Source organism: Kitasatospora sp. Root107, assembly GCF_001424875.1.
Taxonomy (GTDB): Bacteria; Actinomycetota; Actinomycetes; order Streptomycetales; family Streptomycetaceae; genus Kitasatospora.
Genome location: NZ_LMCT01000016.1, coordinates 65,025 through 88,542, shown reverse-complemented (window position 1 = coordinate 88,542; position 23,518 = coordinate 65,025). Strand labels below are relative to the sequence as shown.

Below are 23,518 nucleotides of genomic sequence, written 5' to 3'. Positions count from 1 at the left end.
ACCAGACCATCGGAGGACACCGTGGCCGGACCACGCGTTACGGCGGCGCTGAGCGCCGCACTTCTGGCAGCCCTCGCCGCTGTCGTTCCGTCAGGCCCCTCGGCGCAGGCGGAGACCGTGCCGTCGAGCGGGACGCTGATGCCCACCAACCCGATCGTCCCCGCCGCCGGCTGGACCGACGACACCGGCCGCCTGGTGCAGGCCCACGGCGCCGGCATCTTCAAGGTCGGCTCGACGTACTACATGGTCGGCGAGGACAAGACCGCCGGGCAGCAGTACAGCGCCGTCGCCTGCTACTCCTCGAAGGACCTCACCAGCTGGCACTTCGAGGGCAACGCCCTCTCCCGCCAGGCCGACGGCGACCTCGGACCGAACCGCGTGGTCGAGCGACCCAAGGTGATTTACAACGACACCACCCGCCAGTACGTGATGTACATGCACGTCGAGGACCCGACCTACCAGGAGGCGAAGGTCGGCGTCGCCACCAGCCCCACCCCGTGCGGCCCGTACACCTACCGCGGCAGCTTCCGGCCCCTCGGCTTCCAGAGCCGCGACATGGGGCTGTTCAAGGACGAGGACGGCACCGGCTACCTGCTCACCGAGGACCGCGAGCACGGCCTGCGCATCGACAGGCTCTCCGCCGACTACCTCACGGTCCAGAGCAGTACCGCCCTCGTCGAGGGCTTCGAGTCACCCGCCATGGTCAAGGTCGACGGCCTCTACTACCTGTTCGGCTCCCGCCTGACCGGCTGGTCCAGCAACGACAACGCCTACGCCACCGCGCCCTCGCCCGCCGGTCCCTGGACCACGTTCAAGACCTTCGCCCCGGTCGGCAGCCGCACCTTCGACTCGCAGGTCTCCGCCATCGTCCCGGTCACCGGCAGCCGTGGCACCAGCTATCTCTACGTCGGCGACCGCTGGAAGCCCGAGCGGCTCTTCGACTCCCAGCCCGTCTGGCTCCCCGTCAGCATCGGCGGCGGCACCGCCAAGCTGGACTGGCAGGACAGCTGGAGCCTGGACGTCCACTCCGGTACCTGGATCCCGCAGAACGCCGACCGCTCGTACGAGGCGGAGGCCGCCGGCAGCACGCTCATCGGCGGTGCCGTCCGCAGCGGGTGTGCAGCCTGCTCCGCGGGCGGCAAGGTCGGCTGGCTCGGCATGGGTGCCGGCCTGCGGTTCAACGGCGTCACCGTGCCGCACGACGGTACCTACACGCTGAAGATCGGCTACTCCAACGGCGACGCCGCCGACCGCACCGCCACCGTGAAGGTCGACGGCGGCACGCCCGTCACCCTGTCCTTCCCGCCCACCGGCGGGGACCGAACCGGCGTGGCGACCGCCACCGTGCACCTGGCCGCCGGCGCCCACACCGTGGAACTCGGCAACCCCACCGGCTGGGCGCCCGACATCGACCGGATCGCGCTGCCCAACGGCCCCGCCACCAAGGTGTCGATCAGCGGCACGCCGGCCTACCCGGGCTCGCCCGTCGTGCTGGCCCACCCGGACCAGGACAACCCGCTCACCGCGTCCTTCACCGACCTCGGACCGACCGCCGTCACCGACCCGTCGGTGACGGTCACGGCTCCGGCCGGCTGGACCGTCACGCCGACCGGGAGCACCCGCCAGGGCAGCCTCGGCGTCGGCCAGGCCCTCGGCACTTCTTGGACGGTACGGCCCCCGGCCGGCACCGAGCCCGGCAAGTACCAGGTCAAGGCCACCGCCGCCTACCGCTGGAACGGCAACCAGGACGCCACCGTCGAGCAGGCCATCACGGTCACCGTGCCGCCGCCCGTCCCGACCGGCAGCCCCTATGCCAGCGACTTGGCGATCATGGCCTCGTCCGCCGACTGGGGCATCGTCCAGCGTGACAGGAGCCCGGCCGGCAACCCGATCACCATCGAGGGCACCCGGTACGACAAGGGTCTCGGTGCGCACGCCAAGTCCAGCGCGCTCTTCTATCTCGGCGGCAGCTGCAACACCTTCACCGCCACCGTCGGCATCGACGACGAGGACGGCCCCCAGGGCTCGGTGACCTTCGAGGTCTGGGCCGACGGCCGGAAGGTCGCCGACAGCGGCGTCCTACGCGGCACCGACCCGGGCCGGCCTTTCACCGCCGACGTCACCGGCGCCAACGAGGTCGAACTGCGATCCACCGACGCTGCCGACGGCAACTACTACGACCACTCCGACTGGGCCGACGCCCGCTTCACCTGCTGACACCTCGCGCCCCGACCAGGGCACCACTGCGGCTGACGAGCCGTCAGGCGCATAGGTGCGAGGGCCGTGCTGGTGTGCACGGCCCTCGCACCGGGTGTGGGCGCCCCGTTCCCGCCCTCGTCGTCCGGATCTGCACGTGGTGGTGAGCTGTTCGGTGTGCCCTGTCACCTGTACGCGATGCTGAGCTGCACTGTTGATGAGGAATCGAACCCCTGCGTTGCTCTTCACGCGCCAAGGGCCGGATAGACCGCCGACCCGCGGTGTGTGCACGCCTCCGTGACGACTACCTGCTTCCCACACCCAGCTTTGTGGGATCAGTCCTCGATCAGGTCGATCTCCCAGTTGCTGCGCTGGATCAGGGTGTCCACCTCGCGGATCTCCTTGGCCAGGACGTCAGCGTCGGCGCGAAGCTCGGCGACCGGCAGGGCGGAGAGGATCCTGAGTTCGGACCGCAACTGCCGTACGGCCCCGCGCTGGTCGCGTCCGGAGGCGGCGTCGGCGGCCGCGGTGGTCACCGAGTGGCGCAGCCGCAGGACATCCCGGCGGGCGAGGGCGTCGGTAAGAGTGCCGCCGCCCTCGATGATCGCGGTGGAGTTGGTCCGGTTGATCTGACGGATCAACCGCTCCAGCTCGTCCAGCACCTCCCCGGCCTGGGCCAGAACCTCCGCCGCGTTCTCGGCCGGTTCCTCGCCCTCCTGGTAACGGGCACTGCCGACGACACGCGCCCGCAACTGCTCCACCCGCCGCACCGCAGCCGCGCGCTCCGCGAGCGCTTCAGCCAGTTTCACCGCGTCATCACCTTCACCGTCCCACTGATCGTCCGCTAAGTATGCACACCGGCACCTCACGGCGCGGGTCGCGGGACTGGCCACCGCTGACCCCACGTCAGGCTCAGGTCGCCGGCAAACCCGGTGGTCGGCCGGGGCCGAACGCTGATTGACTGCGTCCGGCGGGCCGGTCAGCGGTCGGACGATTCACGGGGGTACGCATGGCCGACAACGCAGATCTGGTCTGTTTCCGTTGCAAACTGGTGCTTCCGCTCGGATGGTTCTGGAACATCGCAGATCCCCGGGTGCTGTTCCTGCCGTCGGGGCCCCGCCACGAGGACCCGGTCGCCACCCAGGCGGTCTGGCGATTCCTTGCCGAGCACGTCTACCACCCGATCGAGCTCCTCGGTGAGAACTCGCCTCGCCACAGCGACATCGACGACGACTTCACCACCGTCGACGACGAGAACCGCACCGGTGAACCCACCCTCGCCGAGTACGCCGGCGAGTGGGCAGGCCGCAGGCTCGCCCTCACCCCTCGGCCGCTCTGCGAAGCGATCCGCGCCATCGCCACAGCCGCCGAGGACGGCTGCTACCACGCCCGGCACACCCTCACCCCCGAGGATCACCGGGCACTGCGCACGCTCGACGACGCACTCGACTGGCCCGAGCCGGCCGGCCGGCCGGTCACCGACGACGACGTCGCCAGGCGGATTGCACGACTGCACCGCCGCCTCGACATCCTCGACAGCGCGGCCCCACTCGCCACCACACCCGCCGTGGTCACCTTCATCGCCGAATCCTCCCAAGTACTGGCACCAGCCCGCGAGTTGACACTCGCGGCACTGACCAGCGAACGGGACGACTACGCGCCACCCGCCCTGTTCGACGCCGAGCGGGCCATTGGCCTCGTGCGGTACACGGCCTGGCTGGTCCTGCCGTGACCGCCCACGCCTCGTCCACGGCTCGCTGACAACACCCAACCAAGTACCGCGTCAACACCCTCGCGGCTCAAGGCCGTGAGCAGCGATCGGAAGCTGCGCGGGCTCGGTCAGTCGTAGATCTCGAAGCTCAGCGGGCGTTGTCCATGCCGGCGCCAGACTGCTTCGCACGAGCCCGCCACTGGTCTGGTCTGAACCCGGTCTTGACGGGTCAGCGGGCGAGGGAGACCGCGAAGGGCTTGAAGCCGTGTCGGCGCAGGATGTGGGGAACCACGAGGATCATGGCCTCGGTGGCGCGTGCTGTGGTGATGCCGCCGAGGTCCTCGATCCATCCGGGCTGCCAACCCAGGTCGCCGAGCAGGCCGGTGACGGTCTTCTTCGCGTTCTGGTCATCGCCCGAGAGATAGGCGGTCGGTGGGGTGGCCAGGGTTTCGGGAGCGGTCATGACCATGAACAGCATGGTGTTGAGGGTCTTGACCACATGGGTGTCGGGGAGGGCGGCCTGCAGTTGCTCGGCGAGGCTGCTGCCGGGGTAGCACAGGTCGCCGGGCAGGCCGTCATCGGCGTCGCGGGTGGCGTTGGAGACATCGACGAGGAGTTTTCCGGAGAGCTCGGTGCGCAGGCCGGCCAGGCGCTCCAGGGAGCTGTCGCCGGGCGTCGCGTTGATCACGATGTCCGCGGTGCGGGCGGTGGTGCGCTGGTCGGCGAAGGCGATCTGCGGGGCGATGCCGGTGGCAACGGCTGCGGTCTCTGCCCGGTTCCGGACACCGAGGGTGACACGGTGTCCGGCTGCGGAGAGCTTGCCGGCGAGGTTGGCGCCGACGCGGCCGGCGCCCAGGATGCCGATGCTGGTCATGAGGTGATGCTCCTTGCGGTGTGAGGTGGGTGGAGCGGAGGCGTCCGGGTCAGGCGATCGGCGACAGGACCTTGAGGGCGGCGGTGTGGATGCCGGGGGCGGCGGCCAGGAAGTCGCGGCTGCCGGTGTTCCAGGGCTCGCCCGCCAGGTCGGTGACGGTGCCTCCGGCCTCGGAGACCAGCAGCGCGCCGGCGACCAGACCGGAACGGACGTCGGAGAACTGCCAGAACGCGTCCGTGCGTCCGGCCGCAACGTGGATGAGCTGCATCGTGGCGGGAACGGACACGCGCACGACCAGGCCGCTGATGAGCATGGCGGTGACCGAGTCACCGATTCGCCGGTAGGTGCGTTCGTCCTCGCCGGGCCTCGCCTGGCCGGTGCCGACGAGCGCGGCGCCCAGATCGGTCTTGGCGGACGCCTGCAGGGGCCGGTCGTTGAGGCGGGCACCGCCGCCGACGACAGCGGTGTAGGTGTCGCCGGTCAGTGGCAGGTGGACGACGGTGAGCACCGGCTGGTTGTCGCGGACCAGGGTGGCGGTCACGGCCCAGTCCTCCATACCGTGAACGTGGTTGATGTTGCCCTCGGCGGGGTCGACGACCCACCACTCCCCCGCCGGGAGCGCACCGCCGGCCAGCTCGTCCTCGGCCCACTGCGATCCCCGCCGGGCCCGCAGCAGGGGCTCCCGCAGCACGTCCAGCACCGCGTCGTCGTTGGCGTGGATCTCGCCCACGACCTCGTCCAGACTCACGCCCCGGGCGTACGGGGTGTGGCGGTCGCGCAGGGTGAGGCCGGCGGTCTTCACCGCGGCGGTCACCTCGGACAGCAGCGTCCTGTCGGCGGCGAAAGGCATGGCTGTGCTCATGGCGGGCTCCCTGGGTTCGATGTGTGCGGGCGGCTTGTCTTGCGCCTGCACTTCGAAGGTAGGCCTCCCGATCATTAACAACAAGTGCATGCTATTCACTCGTAGAGTTACTGCCATGCAACTGGATCTGAACCTGCTCACTGCCCTCGACGCCCTGCTGGAAGAGGGGAGCGTCGCCGGCGCGGCAGCCCGCCTCCACGTCACCGCACCGGCCATGAGCCGCTCCCTGGGCCGCATCCGCAAGGCGACCGGTGACCAGATCCTGGTCCGCACCGGCCGCAGCATGGTCCCCACCACCCGCGCGCTGGCGATGCGCGCCCAGGTCCACGCGGTCGTACAGCAGGCCCACCACCTGCTGTCCGCGCAGCAAGAACTCGACCTGGCAGCTCTGGACCGGGTGTTCACCGTGCGCTGGCACGACGCCCTGACCGCCGCCTGCGGCACCGCCCTGATCACCGCCGTCCACCGCCAGGCCCCCGGCGTCCGGCTGCGCCTGTCGGCCGAACCCGGCACGGACGATGCGGAGTTGCGTCGGGGTGAGGTCGACCTCGAATCGAGCTCCAGCGCTCCGACCCTCCCCGACATCCGCCACCGACTCGTCGGCCGGGACCGGCTGGTCGTCGCCGTCCGACCGGGCCACCCCCTCACCGAAGGCCCGCTGAGCATCGAGCGCTACGCAGCCGCCGAACACCTCACCGTTTCGCGACGCGGAAGCCTGCGCGACCCGATCGACGACGCCCTGGCAGACCACGGCCTCAAGCGACACGTCGCCGCCGCCGGGCCCACCGCGGCCTTCGCACTACAACTCGCCCTCGACACCGACCTCGTCGTCACTCTCCCCGACGCGGTCACCCGCGCAGCACGGGAACAACTCGGCCTGGCCACACTGCCGCCGCCGCTCCCGCTGCCTGAGGTCCCCCTGCACCTGCTGTGGCACCAGCGCTACGACGACGACCGCGCCCACACCTGGCTGCGCGACCTGGCCACCAAAACCGTCCAGACACTGTTCGCACCACCGACCGCCCCGCAACAGACGCTCACCAACACCAACCGGACCGGGCAGTAACGGATGGCGTACGGCGAGGCGAAGACCACGGTGTACCAGCCCGGGAGAACCCTGTGCCGCAGCACATGTGACCGGCGGCGTCGCCAGACTCGCAGAAGCCCCCGGCCGACTCAGGTCGGGGGCGTTCCTGCTCCGATCCGTCGGGGTTGCCTGATCCTCAGGAGGGGTCGCACGAGGGGCCTTCGTATCAGTGGCGCAGTTCCAGGGTGCAGCACTTGACGCTGCCGCCGGCCCGGAGCAGTTCGGTGAGGTTGACGCCGATCGGCGTGAAGCCCCGTGCGCGCAGCCGCTCGGCGAGGTGGACGGCCGCCTCCGGGAGGATGACGCGCTCGCCGTCGGAGACCGCGTTGAGGCCGAAGACCTGGGCGTCGGCGGCGGTGGCCTGGATCGAGTCGGGGTACAGGCGCTCCAGGACGGCGCGGGAGTCGGGGGTGAATGCCCCGGGGTAGTACATGATCTCGGTATCGCTGAGCACTGCGAGCGCGGTGTCCAGGTGGTAGTAGCGCGGGTCGGTCAGCTCGAGGGTGACCACCTCGCGGTCGAGGAACTCCGCGGCTTCGGCGTGCGCCCGGCGGTCGGTGCGGAAGCCGCTGCCGGCCAGGATCCGTTCGCCGACCACCAGCAGGTCGCCCTCGCCCTCGTTGGAGTGGGTGGTCTGGCGGACTTCGCGGTAGCCGTTCTGCCGGAACCAGGCGGCGAACGCGGGTGCCTCGGCGACCCGCTCCTGGTACCGGAACCGCGCCACCAGCACCTTGTCGTCGACCACGGTGGCGCCGTTGGCGGCGAACACCATGTCGGGCAGGCCGGGGAGCGGGTCGATCAGCTCCACGGTGTGCCCGAGCCGGAGGAACAGGGCGTGCAGTTGCTCCCACTGCGCCAGTGCGGCGCCGTTGTCGGTGGGCTTCGCCGGGTCCATCCACGGGTTGATCGAGTAGTCGACGGTGAAGTGGGCGGGCCGGCACATCAGGTAGTGCCGGGGACGGGCAGTACGCGGCGACACGGTGGTGTCCTTCCGGGGATGGCGGCGGAGCTGACGACCGGTCAGCAGCTGGGCGAAGACAAAAAGTGGTCAACTACCGATGGACTGCCGGAAGTTGAACAGTCCGTCCGGGTCATGGCGGCGCTTCGTGGTGACCAGCCGCGGATAGTTCGCGCCGTAGTAGGCGTGTTGCCAGTCAGGCAGGTCCGGGTCGGTGAAGTTCAGGTAGGCGCCGTCGATCGCGTGCGGTGCGATCAGCTGGTCAAGGCCGGCCAGCCAGGCCAGGTTGGCGGCCACCGCGCCGGGGTCGTCGTCCTCCTGCCAGGAGGTGTCGAGGCTGACCAGGTACTCGGCGCCGCGATGGACGAAGGCGGTGTCCTGTGGGTGGACCCGGTTGATCGCGCCGCCCCAGCCGAACAGGGCGAGGCCGCAGCCGTCGGGGTTGTCGCTGCCGGGCCAGGCGGCCAGCTGGGCGAGAGCGGCCTCGACCGCGGCGGGCGGCAGCGGCCGGGTGGCGAAGTGCGTGCGGACGGCGAACGCCCCGGCGCTGGTCTGGTGTTGGAGGTAGTCCATGGCGTCCCAGAAGTCCCGGTCGGCGATCTCGGCACGCAGCGGCGTGCCGGCCGCGAGCGCGGGGGCGAGCAGCTCGCGCAGTTCGGCGGCGGGGCCGAGGTGGAGTCCGATCGCGGAGACGATGGTGCCGGTGGCCCTGGAGGTGGCGGCGCCGAGCCGGAGCGAGGTCTCCTCGGGGAGGGTGAGCATCAGCCGCTGGACGGCGTCGAAGACCGCAGGGGCGTGTTCGGCCTCCCAGAGCAGCAGGCAGGTGCTGGCGGCGGGGGCCTCGACGGCCTGGAAGGTGAGGTCGAGGTTGATGCCGAAGTTGCCGCCACCACCGCCGCGGCAGGCCCAGAAGAGGTCGGGGTTGCGCCGCTCGTCGCAGTCCAGGGCCGTGCCGTCGGCGGTGGCCAGGGTGGTGTGGAGCAGGGTGTCGGCGGTCAGGCCCAGCTTTCGGGAGGTGGCGGCGGAACCGCCGCCGAGGGCGAGTCCGGCGATGCCGACACCTGCGCCGTTGCCGAGCGGCAGGGCGAGCCGGTGCGGGCGCAGCGCGGCGTAGAGGGCCCCGGTGAGGACGCCGCCGCCGACGGTGACCTGCCCGGCGGCGGGGTCGACCGAGATCGCGTCCAGGGCGCGCAGGTCGACCACCAGGCCGGAGTTGACGGAGTGTCCGGCGTAGGAGTGACCGCCGCTGCGCGGGACGATCGGCACGCCGCTCTCCCGGGCCCAGTCGATGGCGCGCAGGACGTCGGTGCGGTCGGCGGCCTGCAGGACGACGGCGGGGGCGCGGCCGGCGTACCGGCGGTTGAAGGGGGTGGAGGAGTCGGCGAAGGCGGCGTCGCCGGGGCGCAGCAGGACGCCGGTGGTGTGCTTGTCGAGCAGGGCCCAGTCCGGGGCGGTCATCCGGCCAGCTCCTCGATGGTGGAGGTGCCGTGGGTGGCGTGCGGGCCGTAGCGCTCCCACTGCTCGCGCAGCCGGATGCGGCCGTCGGAGGTGAGCGAGGGGGTGTTGTGGGTGCGACCGCAGACCACCTCGCCGTTGGTGAAGACGATGGTGTAACCCATCGCGAGGGTGCCGTCGGGCTGCCGGGTGCCGGCGGTCCAGCCGCGTCGGACGATGCCTCCGGTGACCTCGCCCCAGACCAGGTCGCCCTGTTGGTGGTAGACGGCGACGGTGCGGTGGTCGCCGTCGGGGGTGTGGAAGCGGCGGCCCTCGTAGTCGATCTGTCGGGGGTTCACACCTCCCACCAGATGGCGTAGTAGGCGAAGTCCTCGTCGTGCGGGTTGGCCACCGAGTGGTCGCTGTCGACGGGCAGCAGGACGAGGTCGCCGGCCGCGATCGGGTGGCTGCCGTCGGCGGAGCGCACCTCGGCCCGGCCGGCCATGCAGATGAAGAGTTCGCGTTCGGTGTGCTGGTGGACCTCGGTGACGTCGCCGGGCCGCAGCACACACCAGGCACCGTGGAAGGGGGTGGTGAGGTCGCCCCAGGGATGGAGCATTCCCAGGTCGAGGCCATGGGCACGTTCGAGCCGGGCGGGTTCCTGGCGGCGGATGATGAGGCCGGGGGCGGTCTCGGGCATGGGCCGACTCCGATCTGGGCGTGAGTGGCGGGAGTTGACGGTGGGTCAGGCCTGGGTGAGGCCGAGTCCGGCGTTCCGGGCGAGCACGATCGCCTGGGCTCGGTCGGCGACGCCCAGCTTTCCGAAGATGCTGGAGATGCGGTTGCTGATGGTCTTGGAGGCGAGTGCGAGCTCGCGGGCGATCGCCGTGTTGGACTTCCCGGCGGCGAGGTGTTCCAGCACGTCCCGTTCACGGTCGCTGAGTTGCGGGAACGGGTAGCTGCGCGGGCGGGGCGCGAGGCCGATCAGCGCGCTGAGCCGGGCGGCGATGGTGCGGTCGACGATCGCCTCGCCGGCGCCGACGGCGTGAATGCCGCGCAGGATCTGGTCGGCGGTGGAGCATTTGAGCAGGTAGCCGCGGGCGCCGGCGTGGAAGGCGGCGGCCACCGTCTTGTCGTCCCCCAGGGTGCTGAAGACCAGTACGCCGGTCTCCGGGGTGAGCCGCACCACCTGGCTGATCATCCGCATGCCGGGAGCGTCGTCCATCAGCGGGTCGAGGACCAGGACGTCCGGGCGGTGCCGGGTGGCGGCGGCGAGCACCTCGCCGGCGCTGCTCGCCTCGCCGACCACCGCGACGGTGCCACAGGCCTCCACCATGGCGCGTAAGCCCTGGCGGACGGCCGGCTGCGCGTCGGCGAGGAGCACGGTCAGCGGCGCGGTACTCCCGTGCTGGTTCATCTACCCCTCGTGACATGTGTGGTCGGCGGTCGGCGTGGATGCGGATGGTCCACTGGCGACCCGGCGGTGATGATTCGCAAACTCATCATGATGCCGGTCGAATAGTTACCTCAAGGTGTCAAATATCATCTGATGTTGATCAGCCTTGACTCTTGTTCGCCCTGACGACGCCGTGGTCTTGATGATTCGTCAGCTAATCCTCGGGCGGCTCAGTCCAGCACGCCGGAAGGTGCGAGCGCGGTGCTCCCCTCCTTGGCCTTGCGCATGATCTCCTCCCGGCTGCGCCAGTGCGACCAGAAGGCTCCCGTGTAGCCGAGGCCGACGAGGCCGGTCAGGAAGGGGTTGTCGGCGTAGTTGTTGTCGTGCTCGCTCATGCCTTCGACGCTTGGCAGCATCACCCGGAAGTGCTCGGCCGGGTCGACCAGGTCCCACAGCGCGGAGACCGCACCGTGCCAGCGCTCCTCGGGGTCGGCGGCCCGCGCCGGGTCCGGCAGCAGGTCGGGCGAGAAGTAGCAGACCAGTCGGAAGTTGCCCTGCTCGTCGAACATGAACTGCCGCTCGTACTCGGCCGGGGAGGCGCACTGCCGCAGCGGCTTGAGCACGATCGGGCCGCTCGCGGTGTTGGACTGCAGGCCGGGGAAGGTGCGCACCCCGTCGCACTGCCCGGCTATCTCCATACCCATCGGCGTGTACGGGAAGAGCCGCAGCCCGAGCGAGAAACCGGTGACGGTGGCGTCCAGCGCCATGAAGGCATCCACGCACGCCTTCATGGTCTCCGGAGTCTCCCCCGGCATGCCGAACAGGGCCTCCACCATGGTGAGGATGCCGCGTTCACGGCACAGCCGCACCAGCCGCTCGGTGTCCGCGAAGGTGTAGTAGGTGCTGCCCTTCTCGGTGACCTTCCAGCCGCTGAGCATGTCGGGGCGGATGTGGTCGCTGCCGACGTTGACGCCCCGGCATCCGGCCGCTGCCAGCAGGTCGGCGAACTCCTCGTCGAACGGGCTGGGTTGGCAGTAGACCCAGAGCCGCAGCAGGTTCAGCGGGTTGTCCCGGTCGGCGTGCCGACGGCGGACGATCTCCCGCAGCAGCGCCTTGGCGTGCGCGATGGGGAGGTTGAACTCGCTGTCGGTGGTGTGCTGGTCGAGGATGCCCTGGGCGGCCAGGTCCTCCATCTCGTCCACCACCGCGGGGATCTCCCGCTGCCCGTACCTGATGCCCTTGGCGTCCGGCTCCACGCAGTGCGAACAGCGGAAGGCACAGCCGTTCTTGGTGAGGATGGAGCCGAGGCCACCGCGCCGGTAGTACTCCAGGTTGTCCACCCGGTGGCGCTCCCCGGAGCGCCGGCGGTACACCGACAGCTGGTCGACCTGCCACACCCTGGACTCGAACTGTCCGGTGGCGTCCACCTCCTGGGCCGCGCCGTGGCGGACGGTGAGCACCGCGGGCGGGACCCGGACCGCGCCCCGCTCGGTGTTGCGGATCAGCCCGGCGACACCGGCGGTGTCCCGGCCCTCGGCGAGTGCGGAGGCCAGCTCGCAGAGGATCTTCTCGCCCGGGCCCTTCACGCCGTACTCGATGCCGAAGTACTCGACCAGGGCGAACGGCATGGTCGAGAAGCCGATCCCGCCGCCGACGATCGGGGCGTCGGTGAGCCGACGGATCTCGGTGATGATCTCCCGGTGCTCACCGACGAACGGGCGCTGCTCGAAGGCGTACACGGTGTCGGTGTTGCGGACGGTCACCCCGACCAGCATCGGGCTGCGCCTGGCGAAGTACTCGCTCAGGAAGGTCTTCCAGTCCTCGCGGTGGAAGGTCAGGTCCAGTACCTCCACCTCGAAGCCGGCGGTCTCCAGTGCGGTGGTCAGCACGTCGAGCGCGTAGGGGGCGATCGGCGGATGGACCTTGTTGGGGTTGACCAGAAGGACGAGTCTGCTCATGGGGTTCCTTTTCCGGGCCGCGCGCGGGCGCGGCAGGCTGGCGTCAGACGATGCCGAGGCAGATGCCGAACTCGGGCGTGCCGCCGAGCAGGTACGCCCCGGCGGACTGCAGGATGCGGTCCTGGGCGACCAGGTGCTGGGCCAGCACGGTGGTGTCACGCAGCCAGCGGTCCATCGGCGAGCTGCGGTTGATCGACCAGGTCTGCAGCAGGTCGTAGGTACGGGCCACGATGACCCGGGAGTTGCGGAAGGCGTGCAGCCAGGACAGCGGTGAGGCGGCGCGCTCGGTGGGCGTGAGGTCGTCCAGCGTCCCGCCGGCCGCGAGCACCTCCCACTGGCGGCGCATACTGCCGTACACGCCCTCCCGGGTGGCGTTGAACTCCGCTTCCAGCCGGGCCAGTTCCGTCTGCACCCGCCAGCTGTCGGCCCACGCCCGGCCGGCCATCCGGTCGAACCGGGTACTGGCGATCTCCCGGGCGTGGTCGAGCGCGGCGCGGGCCACGCCGAGCGGCACCCCGCACATCGCCCGGGTGAAGGCGTCGGGCTGGGCGAGCGGGCCGGGGCTGCTGTGCGCGGGGTCGAAGGTGTAGGTGCGCTCCTCCGGCACGAACACGTCGGTCATCGTGTAGTCGCAACTGCCGCTGCCGCACAGCCCGGTGGTGTCCCAGTTGTCGATCACCTCGACGGCGGAGCGGGGCACCAGGAACTGCCGGGAGTCGTGCGAGTGCTTGCTGCCCGGAGCGGCCCAGGGCTCGCCGTCCTGGAAGATGAACGCGCCGGAGGTCACCCAGTCGCTGTGCTTGATACCGGAGCCGAAGGACCACCGGCCGCTGAGCCGGAAGCCACCGGGCACCCGCTCGGCCCGGCCGGAGGGCTGGAGCAGGCCGGCCACCACCAGGTCAAGACGCGGGAAGAGCTCCTTGGCCACGGCCTGGTCCAGGAAGTTGGCGTAGATGCCGCCGTTGGCTCCGATCACGGCGCACCAGGCGGCCGAGGCGTCACCGTACGCCAGCGCCTCCACCACCTCGGTCTGCTCCATCGAGGTCAGCTCAGGGCCGCCCCACTCGCGGCCGAAGCACATCCCGAACACGCCGGTGCCACGCAGCAGTTCGACCACCTCGGCGGGCAGCGTACGGTTGGCCTCGATCTCCGCCGCGCGCTCGCGCAGCACCGGTGCCAGCGCGCGGGCCCGGCGCAGGATCTCCGTCGTCATGTCGTCACGTCCTTCCATGGGGTCAGCGGTCCAGGCCGAGGCTGATCCGGAACATCGGCGGCCGGCCGAGCAGGTAGGCGCCGACCGACTCCAGCACCGCGTCCTGGGCGGTGAGGTTCTGGCACATCACAGCGGTGTCGCGCAGCCAACGGTCCATCGGCGAGGAGCGGTTGATCGACCAGGTCTGCAGCAGGTCGTAGAGCCGGCCGACGACCGCCCGGGAGGCGCGGAAGGCGTGCAGCCAGGCGAGCGGCGAGGCGGCTCGCTCGGTCGGGGTCAGGTCGTCGAGGGTGCCACCGGCCGCCAGCACCTCCCACTGGCGCCGCGCGGCCCCGTACACGCCCTCTCGGGCGGCGTTGAACTCCGCTTCGCAGCGGGCGAGTTCGGTCTGCACCCGCCAGCTCTCCGACCAATCGCGGCCGGCCATCCGGTCGTACCGGGTGGCGGCGACCTCCCGGACGTGGTCGAGCGCGGCACGGGCCACACCGAGCGGCACCCCGCACAGGGCGCGCATGAACGAGTCCGGCTGGGCGAGCGGACTCGGTGTGCCGCGGACCTCGTAGAAGGTGAAGGTGTGCTCCTCGGGGACGAAGACGTCGGTCATCGTGTAGTCGCAACTACCCGTCCCGCACAGGCCCGTGGTCTCCCAGTTCTCCACCACCTCGACCGCGGAGCGGGGCACCAGGAACTGCCGGGAGTCGTGCGAGTGCTGACTGCCGGGAGCGGCCCAGGGCTCGCCGTCCTGGAAGATGAACGCACCGGAGGTCACCCAGTCGCTGTGCTTGATGCCGGAGCCGAAGGACCACCGGCCGCTGAGCCGGAAGCCACCGGGCACCACCTCGGCCCGGCCGGCCGGCGCGAGCACGCCCGCGGTGACCAGGTCCAGGCTCGGGTAGACCTCCTTGACCACCGACTGGTGCAGGAAGTTGCCGAGCAGGCCGCTGTTGGCGCCGATCACGGCGCACCAGGCGGCCGAGGCGTCGCCGTAGGCCAGCGTCTCCACCACGGCCAACTGCTCCACCGAGGTCAGCTCAGGGCCGCCCCACTCGCGGGCGAAGCACATCCGGAACACGCCTGTGCCGCGCAGCAGTTCGACCACGTCGGCGGGCAGCGTACGGTTGGCCTCGATCTCCGCCGCGCGCTCCCGCAGCACCGGTGCCAGCGCACGGGCCCGGGCCAGGATCTCCGCCGCGTCCTGCGGTGCCCCGAGGGCGTCCACGGCGCTCACTGGTCCACGTCCAGCAGTCCGGCGGGCATCGCGAACGGCGCGTCCTGCGCGGGCGGCCCCACCGGGGAGGCGTCCAGGCGGACCAGCGCGGCGGCGGCATCGAGCCGCTGCTCGCAGGCGGCCAGGGTGTCGGCCTCGCAGACCACGAAGGAGTGCCGGGCCAGGTAGCCGCCGGGGGGCAGCCGTAGCACGGTGCCTGGCGGGGCCATCGGGGCGGCGGCGACCAGGCCCGCGGCGTCACCGGCCGCGGGCACGGTCAGCGCGTCCAGCCGGCAGTCCTGCTCGGGGTAGCCGAACCGGATACCGGCCACCGCGGCGCGGGTGGGCGCGATCTCCGGGCGGCGACCGACCGCGACGTCGAAGAGCACCTCGCCGGGCTCCAGGCCGGTGGCGATCCGGCCGAGCAGCGGGATCAGGTCGCCGCCGAGCCGGCCGTTCACCTCGATGATCAGCGGGCCGCGGTCGGTGAGCCGCAGCTCGGTGTGGGTGATGCCGTCCTCCACGCCGAGCGCCCGGTGGGCGCTCGCCAGCACCTCCAGCAGTACGGGGTCGGCGAGCAGTGGGTCGGCGGCGTCGACGATGTGGCCGACCTCCTCGAAGTACGGCTCGTCGCTGCTGTACTTGCGTGCCAGGAAGAGCGGCAGGTACTCGCCCTTGTGGACGGCGCCGTCCACGCTGATCTCCGGTCCGCCCGCGTACTCCTCGACGATCACGCTGGCCCGGTAGGGCCCCGGGTCGACCCAGCTGGCGGACAGCGCGGTGTCGAAGGCCGCGTCGAGTTCGCCCGCGTCGGCAGCGAAGACCACGCCGATGCTGGCGCCCATCGCACGCGGCTTGAGCACCACCGGATAGCCGATCCGCTCGGCGGCGGCCCGGGCCTCGTCCAGGTCGGCGGTGAGCGCGAAGCCGGGCTGGCGCAGGCCGGCCGCGGTGAGCACGGTGCGAGTGCGGTCCTTGTCGCGCACCCCGCGCACGCCGCGCACGGACAGGCCGGGCACGCCGAGTTCGGCGGCCAGCAGCCCGGCGTCCAGCACCAGCGGCTCGTCCCAGCAGAGCAGCCCGACGATGGTCCGGCGGGCGGCGATCTCGCGGACGGTGGCGTTCATCACCTCGGTGTCGAAGACGTTCGCGACCACGATCTCGTCGAAGTACTCGCGCTGCCAGGTCGGCCGCAGGTTGTTGACCAGCAGCAGTTCCAGCCCGGCGGCGCGGGCGCGGCGGCTCATCGGACCGACCAGGTACTCGCGGTACTCCTTCAGTCCGCTGCCGATCACCAGCAGCGTGCCGGCGGTGGGCACGGCGTCCGCTTCCTGACGCTGGGTCATGAGGTCTCCTCCATGCTGTCAAGTTCGATCCGGACCAGGGCGGCCGCCTCGTCGGCGAGGCGGCGGGCCTCGGCGGGGGTGTCGGCCAGGGTGGTGACGATCCCGACCCGGTCCCAGGAGCTACGCAGCCCGGCGGTCCGGTGGCCGGGGCCGATGCCGATCGCGGCCAGCTGCACGCCCTCGGCGGCAGCCGCCGCGTCCAGCCCGTGCACGGCGGTGACGGTGCCGGGCCGGTCGGGGGCCAGGAAGCGGGCGGCGGTCGCCTGCTTGGCCCGCTCGGGCAGCGGACCGAGCGGCTCACCGCTCATCAACGCGAAGTAGGCGCGGACGAGTTCGACCGGATAGGCGGCCTCGATCAGGTCGGAGATCGAGTCGCCGGGGAGGCGTCCGGCGCACTCCACCAGCACCGGGACGCCGTCCTCCAGAATCCACTCACAGTGCAGCACCCCGTCGCCGAAGCCGACCGCGGCGGACAGCCGCTCCGTCTCGGCCACCAGCACTTCGCGCTGCTCCTCGGGCAGTTCGGCCGGGACGGTGTGACCGGCCTCGATCGGGTACGCGCCGGGATAGAGCACCTTGCCGGTGGTGTTGGCGAACACCGGGCGGCCGCCGGCGACCAGCATCTCCACGCTGAACTCCGGTCCGCTGACGAAGCGTTCGGCCAGCATCGACGACTCCCTCGGCCGGTCCGGGACGAATGCCCCCTCGTCCTGGTCCTGGCACTGCGCCCACGCCTCCTCGGCCTCCTCCGGGCGGTGGACCACCCGGGTGCCGACCGAGGCCTGCCGGTTGGTGGGCTTCAGCACCACCGGGCCGGGGTGCCGGGTCATGAAGCCGGCCAGCTCGGCGGCGCTGCCCACCGGCTCGGAGGCCGGGTTGGCGATCCCGGCGACGGCCGCGACGGTGCGCAACAGGTGTTTGTCGCGCAGCAGTTGGGCCGCGCCCAGGCTCGCCCCTGGTAGCCCGTAGCGCTCCGCCAGCCGGGCCGCGAACGGCACCGCGTACTCCACGGCGGGGATCACGGCGACCGGGTCGAGCCCCGGGTGGGCCGCGAAGAAGGAGTCGGCCCGGCCCGGCAGGTGGTACTCCCACTCGATCAGCCCGCGGGCGAACGGCACCTGCTCCAGCACCTCGGCGACGTGCCGCTTGCGGGCGACGTCAGGCTCCTCGATGTACACCACCGATTCGGGCTCCTGGAACGCAGCGATGCCGGGCACCGCGAAGGCCACATAGCCGACGATCAACACCGGCCGGGCGCTCTGGTGTGGTGTGCTCATACCGTCCCTCCGACGACTTCCTGGCCGGTCTCCGCCTCGGCGGCGGCCCGGAGTTCGGCCCGGCGCTTGAGGCCGAACACCCCGAGCACCCCGGCCAGGCCGTTGAGCAGGGCCATCAGCACCCAGAAGCCCGCACCGAGCCGGGTCCACGCGAAGACGCCGAGCAGCGGGCCGATCGCCGAGGCCAGGCCCACCACGGCCTGCATGGTGCCGAGGTAACGGGCCTTCGACTCGGCCGGGAAGGTGGCGGGGTGGGCGAACATACTGGGCCCGGCGATCATCAGCCCGCTCACCGCGAGCACTGCGCCGAACAGCACGAACACACCGGAGTGCACGGCCAGCCCGTAGACGGCGAGGCCGATCGAGTTGACCAGGTGGCCGAGGCCGACGGCCAGGTAGGTGGGAATCCGGATGATGTAGGCGGTGATCTTCAGCTCACAGGTGATCAGCACCACCGAGGAGGCGGTCAGCACCGCGCTGTACAGCCCGGTCGAGTAGCCGTCGTGCACGATCTCCAGCGGCAGCGAGATCGTGGACTGCACATAGGCGATCGTGCCCAGCATCACCGCGGCCAGGTAAGCGAGGTACGCCCGGTCGCGCAGCATCGCCGCGTACGCCGCCCGGCCGCTGGTACGGCGGGTGGCCTGGTCCTGCGCCCGCTCCTCCGGCGCCTTCTCCGGCACCGCATGCCGGGGCAGCAGCCGGTAGGCGAGCGCCGCGTAGACCAGGGCGGTGGCGCCGTCCAGCCAGAACAGCAGGTCCCAGTCGAGCAGGATCACTCCGGCGGCGATCAGCGGAGCGAGCGCCGCACCGGTGTTGAGGGCGATCCGCATCATGGAGAACGCCATCACCTGGTAGCGCTCCGGCATCAGGTCGCTGAGCAGCACCGCGGCGGCCGGCCGGTACGCCTGGGCGAACAGCCCGGCCAGCGCGATCGCGACCAGCAGCGGGGCCAGCAGCCCGGGTTTCGCCAGCAGCGGCAGGACGGCGACCAGCGGCGCGGAGCCGGTCATCGCGACCACGATCGTGGTGCGCGCGCCGAGCCGATGGGTGATCTCCCCGCCGAGCACGGTGCCGAACACGGTACCCAGGCTGTAGGCACCAAGGGCGAGACCGGCGGTGCCGGCCGACATCCCACGGTGGGTCAGATAGAGCACCAGGAAGGTCTGGACGAACGCGGCCAGCTGGTTGACCAGTACGCCACCGAGCAGGTATCGGACGGCGACCGGGGTGGCTCTGAGCGCCTCGAAGACGCCGATCGGTGGCTTGTCGTCGGTCATGCCGCCTCCTTCACTGCCGTGGCGATGCGTTCCGCGACCAGGGGCGCGGTGGAGAAGCCGCTGCCACCACAGGCGGCGCGGACCCACAGTCCCGGGGTGACCCGGTCCAGCAGCGGACCGCCGGTGGCGGCGTCCGCGGTGTAGTGGCAGACCCGGACGGCCGCCGGCGGGTAGCGGCCTTGACCGAGCAGCACGCCCTCATCGACCAACCGGTCGACGTACGGCTGTTGGTCCTCGCCGGTGCTGTCGGTGTGCTCGGCGGGCCGGCACACGGTGTCCGAGCTGAGCTTGAGCAGGGCGCCCGCGCCGGGTGGCACCACCCAGCCGCGCCCTTCGCGGCCCAGGCCGCCCGCGGCGGGCGCGTCCTGCCACCACTCCGCGTCCGGTGCGGGCGTGCGCAGGTAGAGAATGGTCTGCCGGTACAGCGTCACCTGATGGTCCGTCAACTCCCGGGTCCACGGCCCGGCGCAGAGCAGGGCGGCGTTCCCGCGGACCACCTCGCCGCCGGCCAGCACGATCCGCCCGGAGTCCGGGAGAACCGCGGTGACCCGGCAGTACGGTCGCAGCGCCACGCCGGGCCGCATCGCCAGCCAGCGGGCGGCGGCCCGCAGCACCCGGTCGGCGAGCAGGACCCCGCTGGGGCGCTCCAGCACCGCCCCCGTGCCCGGCGGCAGGCCGAGCCGGGGCAGCTGCCCAGCGGTCAGCCGCTGCACCGCCACCCCGGCCCGGCGCGCCTCCGCCACGATCCCGGCGAGCCGGTGCTCGGGCCAGGCGGTGACCGTCCCGATCCGGCGGTACAGCGCGGCGCCGAACACGGTCTCCAGCTCCTGCCAGTGCCGGAGCGCGGCAAGCCGGTCGGCGGTGCCGCCCGGATCGCCGGGCAGTAGGGCACGGAACGTCCGGTACTGGTCGTACGAGGTGGCGTCGGGGTTGGGGACCGGGCCACGCTCCAGCACGGTGACCCGGTGTCCGGCCCGGGCGCAGGCGACGGCGGTGAGCAGTCCGGTGACCCCGGCGCCGACCACCACCACGTGCGCGGCGGTGTTACTGGTCACCGTCCGCCGCCGGTGAGCCTGGACAGTGGCCGCGGGCGGACGGAACGGGCCTGCGGTTCGGCCGGGATCGCCGTCTCGACCAGGCCCGCGGCGGCCAGGTCGACCAGCAGCGGGGCGGCGCAGCGCAGGAAGAGGTCCAGCTCGTGCCAGAAGTCACCGGCGTCGCGCGCGGTCACCTGCCGGCGGTCGAGCCGACCGAGCTGCTCGGTGAGGGTGAAGGCGGCGCCGGTGAGGCTGAACCGGCGCGGGCCGAACGACGCGGCGAACCGCTCCACCATCAGCTTCCCGGCCTGCCGGGAGCGTTCGCTGACCGGCAGCTCGCCGAGGCCCACGAACTGCTCGGCCTTCTCGGCGACCCGGTTCCACGGCTCGACCAGGCGCTGTTGGCAGACCTGGTCCATCGAGGCGCGGGTGAAGTTGGTGCGCTGGCAGTCGGGGGCGGTGGCGGCCAGGTAGTAGCGGATCAGGTCGCGCGGCCCGTCACCACGTGGCCGCGGCTGGTGGAGAACTTGTCACTGTCCAGCTCGTAGAACTCGTTGGTGACGAAGTGCGCGGGCAGCGCCAACCCGCCGAGGGCGAGCAGCATCGCGGTGCCGGCCAGTGCGAAGGCGAAGCTGGCGTCGGAGCCGAAGAAGTACACCACTTCGGGCGCGGCCTGGGCGGTCCAGTACCGCTCGTGGTCGCCGGGCACCTCGCCGCGGGCCTCGGCGGCCAGCGCGATGGCGTGCAGGCTCCAGGCGATGGTCTCGGTGTCGGAGTACAGCACCTGGCCCGGGGTCTCGGCGAACGGCGCGGGGATACCCCAGTCGATCGGCAGCGTGATCGGGTAGTCGGGCAGCGGGGCGGCCATCAACTCCTCGACCAGCTGGGCCAGTCGGGGCCGCATGGTGGGTGCGAGCCGATCGAAGTACGCGGCCAGCGCGGCCCGGTGCTCCTCCAGCGGCAGCACCAGCACCTCGCGCTCGCGCAACTCCACCGCCAGCTCCGGGTGCTGGGTGGACGTCGGGCCGATCAGCTCGCCGGAGGCGATCCAGTGCCCGCAGTTCTCGCACAGCCCGGCGCAGCCCTCGCCCAGACAGACCGGGCAGCTGCCGCTCACGTAGGCGTCGGTGAGGAACTCCCCGGTGGCCGGCAGGTACGGGAAGGTCATCGGCCGGAGTCTCAACTGCCCCTCGGCGTGCAGCCGTTCGAAGAACCGTCGGACGGTCTTCACGTACCGCTCGTCGAACCGGACGAAGCCGTCCGGTTCGATGCCGGCCGCGGCGAGGGTGGCCTCGACCTGCTCGGCGGCGCGCAGCCGCAGCTGCTCGGGCTGCTCGCCGAGGCGGCGGGCGGTGGTGACGATGTAGTTCTGGGTGAAGTGCACGCCGGTGCCGAACAGGGTGTCCCGGCCGCTCGCGCGGGCGTACCGGGCGCACACGTCGGCGGAGAGGAACGGCCCGGCCAGGTGGCCGAGATGGAGGTCCCCGTTGGCGGTGGGGCCGGGAGCGACGATCAGCAGCCGGCCCATCACTGACTTCCCTGATCGGCGAGGGCGGTGTGCCGGGCGAGCAGCTCGCCGGAGATGTCGCGGGCCCGGTGGGCGAGCACGCTGATCAGGGAGTCGGCGATGCCATGGGTGGCCTCGTTGACGCCCTGCAGGTAGAGCGCGCCGCCTGCGGTCTCGCCCAGGTCGACCCGGTAGTTGCGGCTGACGTTGACCTCCGACACGCCCGCCTTCGCGGTCAACTCCCGGACCAGAGCGGGCATCCGACTGTCGTAGCCGGTGCCGAGCAGCACCAGGTCGCAGCGGTACTCGGTGACCTTCTCGGTGCGTCGGTCGCGCAGGTCGAGCACCACCTCGCCGTCCTCCTCGCGGGCGGCGACCACCTCGGTCATCGCCTGCACCTCGGCGCGGCCGGTGCCGATCATCTTCTCCCGGTACAGCATCAGGTACAGCTCTTCCAGGAACGGCGGGGCCAGGCCCGCGTAGTTGGTCAGCCGCATCTCGTCCAGCACCTGCGCGCGCATCTCGGCCGGGGCGTCGAAGAACTCGCCGACGAAGGACGGGTAGAACAGCTCGTTGATGAACTTGCTGCTCTGGTAGTTCTGCAGACCGATCGAGCGGACCAGCATGGTGACAGTGGAGTTCGGCAGGTTCTCGTACACCGCCATGAACATCTCGGCGGCGCTCTGCGCTCCGCCGATCACCACGGCGCGCAGCGGGGCGTCCTTCTCCACGGCGGATATCCGGCTGCGGAAGCGGGCGCTGTGGATCACCTTGTCGGCGGGCAGACCGGCGAAGACCGGCGGGACGTGCGCGTCCCGGCCGGCGCCGATCACCAGGTCCCGGCAGCGGATGGTGTCGCCGTCGGCCAGCGTCACCTGCCAACCGGTCAGCCGGCCCTTCCCGTCGTACACCGGCTCGGTGGCGGTGGCCTTGGCGTCGTAGCGGATCTGCACCTTCTCCAGCGAGGCGGCCACCCACTGCAGGTAGTCGGAGAACTCCCAGCGGTGCGGATGGAACGTGCCCAGGTTGATGAACTGGTCCAACCTGCCGTTCTGGTGCAGGAAGTTGAGGAACGAGAACCGGCTGCGCGGGTCCCGCAGGGTCACCAGGTCCTTCAGGAAGGACACCTGGCTGCGCGCCCACGGCATCAGCAGGTCACGCTGCCACTTGATGTCCGGGGCCTGCTCCAGCAGCAGGGTGCGCTCGGCCAGTTCGGTCGATCCGCACTCCTCGATCGCCGCCGCCAGTGCCAGGTTCGCCGGGCCGGCACCGATCGCCAGCACGCCCGTCTCTAGGTCAGCCACACTTCCCCCTCGTCGACTCGCGTTCCGGTAACAGGAGTTGTTGCGTGTGGAAACCTAGGCAGCGGCCGTTCCCCGCAGGTAGGGCGGGGTTCCCTGCCCCGGGGGAAATTTCGGACCCGAACTCACGGCACGTCGGGAAGTCACCCCCGGGACTTGGCGGCTCACCTCAGCTGGAGGTTGTCCCGCTGCTGCTGCGGGGGCGTGCGGACTGACCTTCCGTCACCACCCGGCCGACGGGGACGGGGTGGAGGTCCCGATTCTGGACAGCCCGGGGCCGGGGCGTCGACAATCTGACCATGACCGCTCCAGAGTTCCGCACCGCCCAGCTGGCGGCCAGACCGTCGCAGGCCGACCGCGACCAGGTGCTGGATGTGCTCCGGGAGGGTGTCGGCAACGGGCAGCTCTCCCACGACACGTTCGTGCGGCGGATGGAGCTGGTCCTCACCGCCAGGAGCCGGGCCGAACTGGCCACGGTGGTGGCCGACCTGCACTCGTACGGACGGTTCGCCCGGGCGCTGTTGCGCGGGGTGGCCTGGCTGTCGGCGTTCAAGGTCCGGATGGCGCGGACCTGGGAGACCGAGCAGTTGCCCGGCCTGCGACTGCCGGGCCCGGGTGCCGGGCGGCTGGTGATCGGCCGGCAGATCGGCTCGGGCCTTCGGCTCGGTGACGCCTCGGTGTCGCGCTTCCACGCGGAGCTGCGGCGGGAGCCGGAGGGCTGGGTGCTCCAGGACCTCGGGTCCAGCAACGGGACGTACGTCAACGGGCTGCGGGTGGCGGGGGCCGTATTGGTGCGGTCCGGCGACCAGGTGCGGTTCGGGCGGCTGGCCTTCCAACTGGTCGCGGACTGACGGACTGCCCGCCGTATTCCCCG

At 71.4% G+C, this 23,518-nt stretch carries 22 protein-coding genes; 4 read left to right on the top strand and 18 right to left on the bottom strand.

Annotation, left to right across the window (positions count from 1 at the left end):
- Nucleotides 1-21: 21 nt before the first annotated feature.
- Nucleotides 22-2,217 carry an NPCBM/NEW2 domain-containing protein gene (locus tag ASC99_RS36705; protein WP_157531586.1) on the top strand — a complete coding sequence of 732 codons (2,196 nt, stop codon included), beginning with the start codon at nt 22-24 and terminating at the stop codon, nt 2,215-2,217.
- A 314-nt stretch (nt 2,218-2,531) separates the two neighbouring features.
- On the opposite strand, the gene ASC99_RS16800 is transcribed toward ASC99_RS36705, so the two are convergent.
- Nucleotides 2,532-3,005 (bottom strand): DIP1984 family protein, encoded by a 474-nt coding sequence (locus ASC99_RS16800; RefSeq protein ID WP_057232880.1) that lies wholly within the window; start codon nt 3,003-3,005, stop codon nt 2,532-2,534.
- Between the two features lie 200 nt (nt 3,006-3,205).
- On the opposite strand from ASC99_RS16800, the gene ASC99_RS16795 reads away from it, so the two are divergent.
- Nucleotides 3,206-3,928: a hypothetical protein gene (locus tag ASC99_RS16795; RefSeq protein WP_057232878.1), complete on the top strand. Its 723-nt coding sequence runs from the start codon at nt 3,206-3,208 to the stop codon at nt 3,926-3,928.
- 208 nt (nt 3,929-4,136) lie between these two features.
- Here ASC99_RS16795 and ASC99_RS16790 read toward each other — a convergent pair whose 3' ends face one another.
- Complete coding sequence (locus ASC99_RS16790) at nt 4,137-4,781, bottom strand: NADPH-dependent F420 reductase (protein WP_057232876.1); 645 nt, start codon at nt 4,779-4,781, stop codon at nt 4,137-4,139.
- A 49-nt stretch (nt 4,782-4,830) separates the two neighbouring features.
- Nucleotides 4,831-5,643 carry an inositol monophosphatase gene (locus ASC99_RS16785; RefSeq protein ID WP_057232874.1) on the bottom strand — a complete coding sequence of 271 codons (813 nt, stop codon included), beginning with the start codon at nt 5,641-5,643 and terminating at the stop codon, nt 4,831-4,833.
- A 115-nt stretch (nt 5,644-5,758) separates the two neighbouring features.
- On the opposite strand from ASC99_RS16785, the gene ASC99_RS16780 reads away from it, so the two are divergent.
- The gene (locus ASC99_RS16780; protein ID WP_057232872.1) at nt 5,759-6,709 is read left to right on the top strand and encodes a LysR family transcriptional regulator; all 951 of its coding nucleotides are present in this window, start codon (nt 5,759-5,761) and stop codon (nt 6,707-6,709) included.
- A 187-nt stretch (nt 6,710-6,896) separates the two neighbouring features.
- Here the strand turns inward: ASC99_RS16780 and ddaH are convergent, their stop codons facing one another.
- From ddaH to ASC99_RS16710, 15 genes are all read right to left on the bottom strand, one after another.
- On the bottom strand, nt 6,897-7,709 hold the full coding sequence (gene ddaH, locus ASC99_RS16775; protein ID WP_369824230.1) for a dimethylargininase: 813 nt from the start codon (nt 7,707-7,709) through the stop codon (nt 6,897-6,899).
- Nucleotides 7,710-7,778: 69 nt separating this feature from the next.
- On the bottom strand, nt 7,779-9,146 hold the full coding sequence (locus tag ASC99_RS16770) for an FAD-binding oxidoreductase (RefSeq protein WP_057232870.1): 1,368 nt from the start codon (nt 9,144-9,146) through the stop codon (nt 7,779-7,781).
- Complete coding sequence (locus ASC99_RS16765; protein ID WP_082598388.1) at nt 9,143-9,481, bottom strand: hypothetical protein; 339 nt, start codon at nt 9,479-9,481, stop codon at nt 9,143-9,145. Before ASC99_RS16765 ends, ASC99_RS16770 begins: the two co-directional genes overlap by 4 nt.
- Nucleotides 9,478-9,822, bottom strand: a complete 345-nt coding sequence (locus tag ASC99_RS16760; protein WP_057232868.1) for a cupin domain-containing protein — start codon at nt 9,820-9,822, stop codon at nt 9,478-9,480. Before ASC99_RS16760 ends, ASC99_RS16765 begins: the two co-directional genes overlap by 4 nt.
- A gap of 45 nt (nt 9,823-9,867) precedes the next feature.
- On the bottom strand, nt 9,868-10,539 hold the full coding sequence (locus tag ASC99_RS16755; protein WP_057232866.1) for a response regulator transcription factor: 672 nt from the start codon (nt 10,537-10,539) through the stop codon (nt 9,868-9,870).
- A 209-nt stretch (nt 10,540-10,748) separates the two neighbouring features.
- A complete protein-coding gene (tsrT, locus tag ASC99_RS16750) occupies nt 10,749-12,476 on the bottom strand; it encodes a tryptophan 2-C-methyltransferase (RefSeq protein ID WP_057232864.1) in 1,728 nt (575 codons plus the stop codon).
- A 43-nt stretch (nt 12,477-12,519) separates the two neighbouring features.
- Nucleotides 12,520-13,689 (bottom strand): acyl-CoA dehydrogenase family protein, encoded by a 1,170-nt coding sequence (locus tag ASC99_RS16745; RefSeq protein WP_235502630.1) that lies wholly within the window; start codon nt 13,687-13,689, stop codon nt 12,520-12,522.
- Nucleotides 13,690-13,711: 22 nt separating this feature from the next.
- Nucleotides 13,712-14,917 carry an acyl-CoA dehydrogenase family protein gene (locus ASC99_RS16740; protein ID WP_057241030.1) on the bottom strand — a complete coding sequence of 402 codons (1,206 nt, stop codon included), beginning with the start codon at nt 14,915-14,917 and terminating at the stop codon, nt 13,712-13,714.
- Complete coding sequence (locus tag ASC99_RS16735) at nt 14,914-16,242, bottom strand: ATP-grasp domain-containing protein (protein ID WP_057232860.1); 1,329 nt, start codon at nt 16,240-16,242, stop codon at nt 14,914-14,916. Before ASC99_RS16735 ends, ASC99_RS16740 begins: the two co-directional genes overlap by 4 nt.
- Entirely contained in the window at nt 16,239-17,519 is a 1,281-nt protein-coding gene (locus ASC99_RS16730) for an ATP-grasp domain-containing protein (RefSeq protein WP_057232857.1), read from the bottom strand. The genes ASC99_RS16735 and ASC99_RS16730 overlap by 4 nt, the downstream gene beginning before the upstream one ends.
- Nucleotides 17,516-18,799, bottom strand: coding sequence for an MFS transporter (locus ASC99_RS16725; protein WP_057232855.1), 1,284 nt, complete (start codon nt 18,797-18,799; stop codon nt 17,516-17,518). The genes ASC99_RS16730 and ASC99_RS16725 overlap by 4 nt, the downstream gene beginning before the upstream one ends.
- The gene (locus ASC99_RS16720) at nt 18,796-19,854 is read right to left on the bottom strand and encodes an FAD-binding oxidoreductase (protein WP_082598387.1); all 1,059 of its coding nucleotides are present in this window, start codon (nt 19,852-19,854) and stop codon (nt 18,796-18,798) included. Before ASC99_RS16720 ends, ASC99_RS16725 begins: the two co-directional genes overlap by 4 nt.
- Complete coding sequence (locus ASC99_RS39725) at nt 19,851-20,255, bottom strand: hypothetical protein (protein WP_200948340.1); 405 nt, start codon at nt 20,253-20,255, stop codon at nt 19,851-19,853. The genes ASC99_RS16720 and ASC99_RS39725 overlap by 4 nt, the downstream gene beginning before the upstream one ends.
- 62 nt (nt 20,256-20,317) lie before the next feature.
- Complete coding sequence (locus tag ASC99_RS16715) at nt 20,318-21,364, bottom strand: class I tRNA ligase family protein (protein WP_200948339.1); 1,047 nt, start codon at nt 21,362-21,364, stop codon at nt 20,318-20,320.
- On the bottom strand, nt 21,364-22,647 hold the full coding sequence (locus ASC99_RS16710; protein WP_057232853.1) for a SidA/IucD/PvdA family monooxygenase: 1,284 nt from the start codon (nt 22,645-22,647) through the stop codon (nt 21,364-21,366). The genes ASC99_RS16715 and ASC99_RS16710 overlap by 1 nt, the downstream gene beginning before the upstream one ends.
- A 296-nt stretch (nt 22,648-22,943) precedes the next feature.
- Between ASC99_RS16710 and ASC99_RS16705 the strand changes: the two genes are divergently transcribed.
- Entirely contained in the window at nt 22,944-23,495 is a 552-nt protein-coding gene (locus ASC99_RS16705; RefSeq protein WP_057232851.1) for a DUF1707 and FHA domain-containing protein, read from the top strand.
- The last annotated feature ends 23 nt before the right edge of the window (nt 23,496-23,518 follow it).

Bases quoted from the DNA above. Each gene is read 5' to 3' on its own strand.
- ASC99_RS16790 (WP_057232876.1), bottom strand. From the start codon at position 4,781: ATGACCAGCATCGGCATCCTGGGCGCCGGCCGCGTCGGCGCCAACCTC.
- ASC99_RS16730 (WP_057232857.1), bottom strand. From the start codon at position 17,519: ATGAGCACACCACACCAGAGCGCCCGGCCGGTGTTGATCGTCGGCTAT.
- ASC99_RS16705 (WP_057232851.1), top strand. From the start codon at position 22,944: ATGACCGCTCCAGAGTTCCGCACCGCCCAGCTGGCGGCCAGACCGTCG.
- tsrT (WP_057232864.1), bottom strand. From the start codon at position 12,476: ATGAGCAGACTCGTCCTTCTGGTCAACCCCAACAAGGTCCATCCGCCG.
- ASC99_RS16770 (WP_057232870.1), bottom strand. From the start codon at position 9,146: ATGACCGCCCCGGACTGGGCCCTGCTCGACAAGCACACCACCGGCGTC.
- ASC99_RS16715 (WP_200948339.1), bottom strand. From the start codon at position 21,364: ATGGGCCGGCTGCTGATCGTCGCTCCCGGCCCCACCGCCAACGGGGAC.
- ASC99_RS16735 (WP_057232860.1), bottom strand. From the start codon at position 16,242: ATGACCCAGCGTCAGGAAGCGGACGCCGTGCCCACCGCCGGCACGCTG.
- ASC99_RS16725 (WP_057232855.1), bottom strand. From the start codon at position 18,799: ATGACCGACGACAAGCCACCGATCGGCGTCTTCGAGGCGCTCAGAGCC.
- ASC99_RS39725 (WP_200948340.1), bottom strand. From the start codon at position 20,255: ATGGACCAGGTCTGCCAACAGCGCCTGGTCGAGCCGTGGAACCGGGTC.
- ASC99_RS16785 (WP_057232874.1), bottom strand. From the start codon at position 5,643: ATGAGCACAGCCATGCCTTTCGCCGCCGACAGGACGCTGCTGTCCGAG.
- ASC99_RS16795 (WP_057232878.1), top strand. From the start codon at position 3,206: ATGGCCGACAACGCAGATCTGGTCTGTTTCCGTTGCAAACTGGTGCTT.
- ASC99_RS16760 (WP_057232868.1), bottom strand. From the start codon at position 9,822: ATGCCCGAGACCGCCCCCGGCCTCATCATCCGCCGCCAGGAACCCGCC.
- ASC99_RS16755 (WP_057232866.1), bottom strand. From the start codon at position 10,539: ATGAACCAGCACGGGAGTACCGCGCCGCTGACCGTGCTCCTCGCCGAC.
- ASC99_RS16745 (WP_235502630.1), bottom strand. From the start codon at position 13,689: ATGACGACGGAGATCCTGCGCCGGGCCCGCGCGCTGGCACCGGTGCTG.
- ASC99_RS16780 (WP_057232872.1), top strand. From the start codon at position 5,759: ATGCAACTGGATCTGAACCTGCTCACTGCCCTCGACGCCCTGCTGGAA.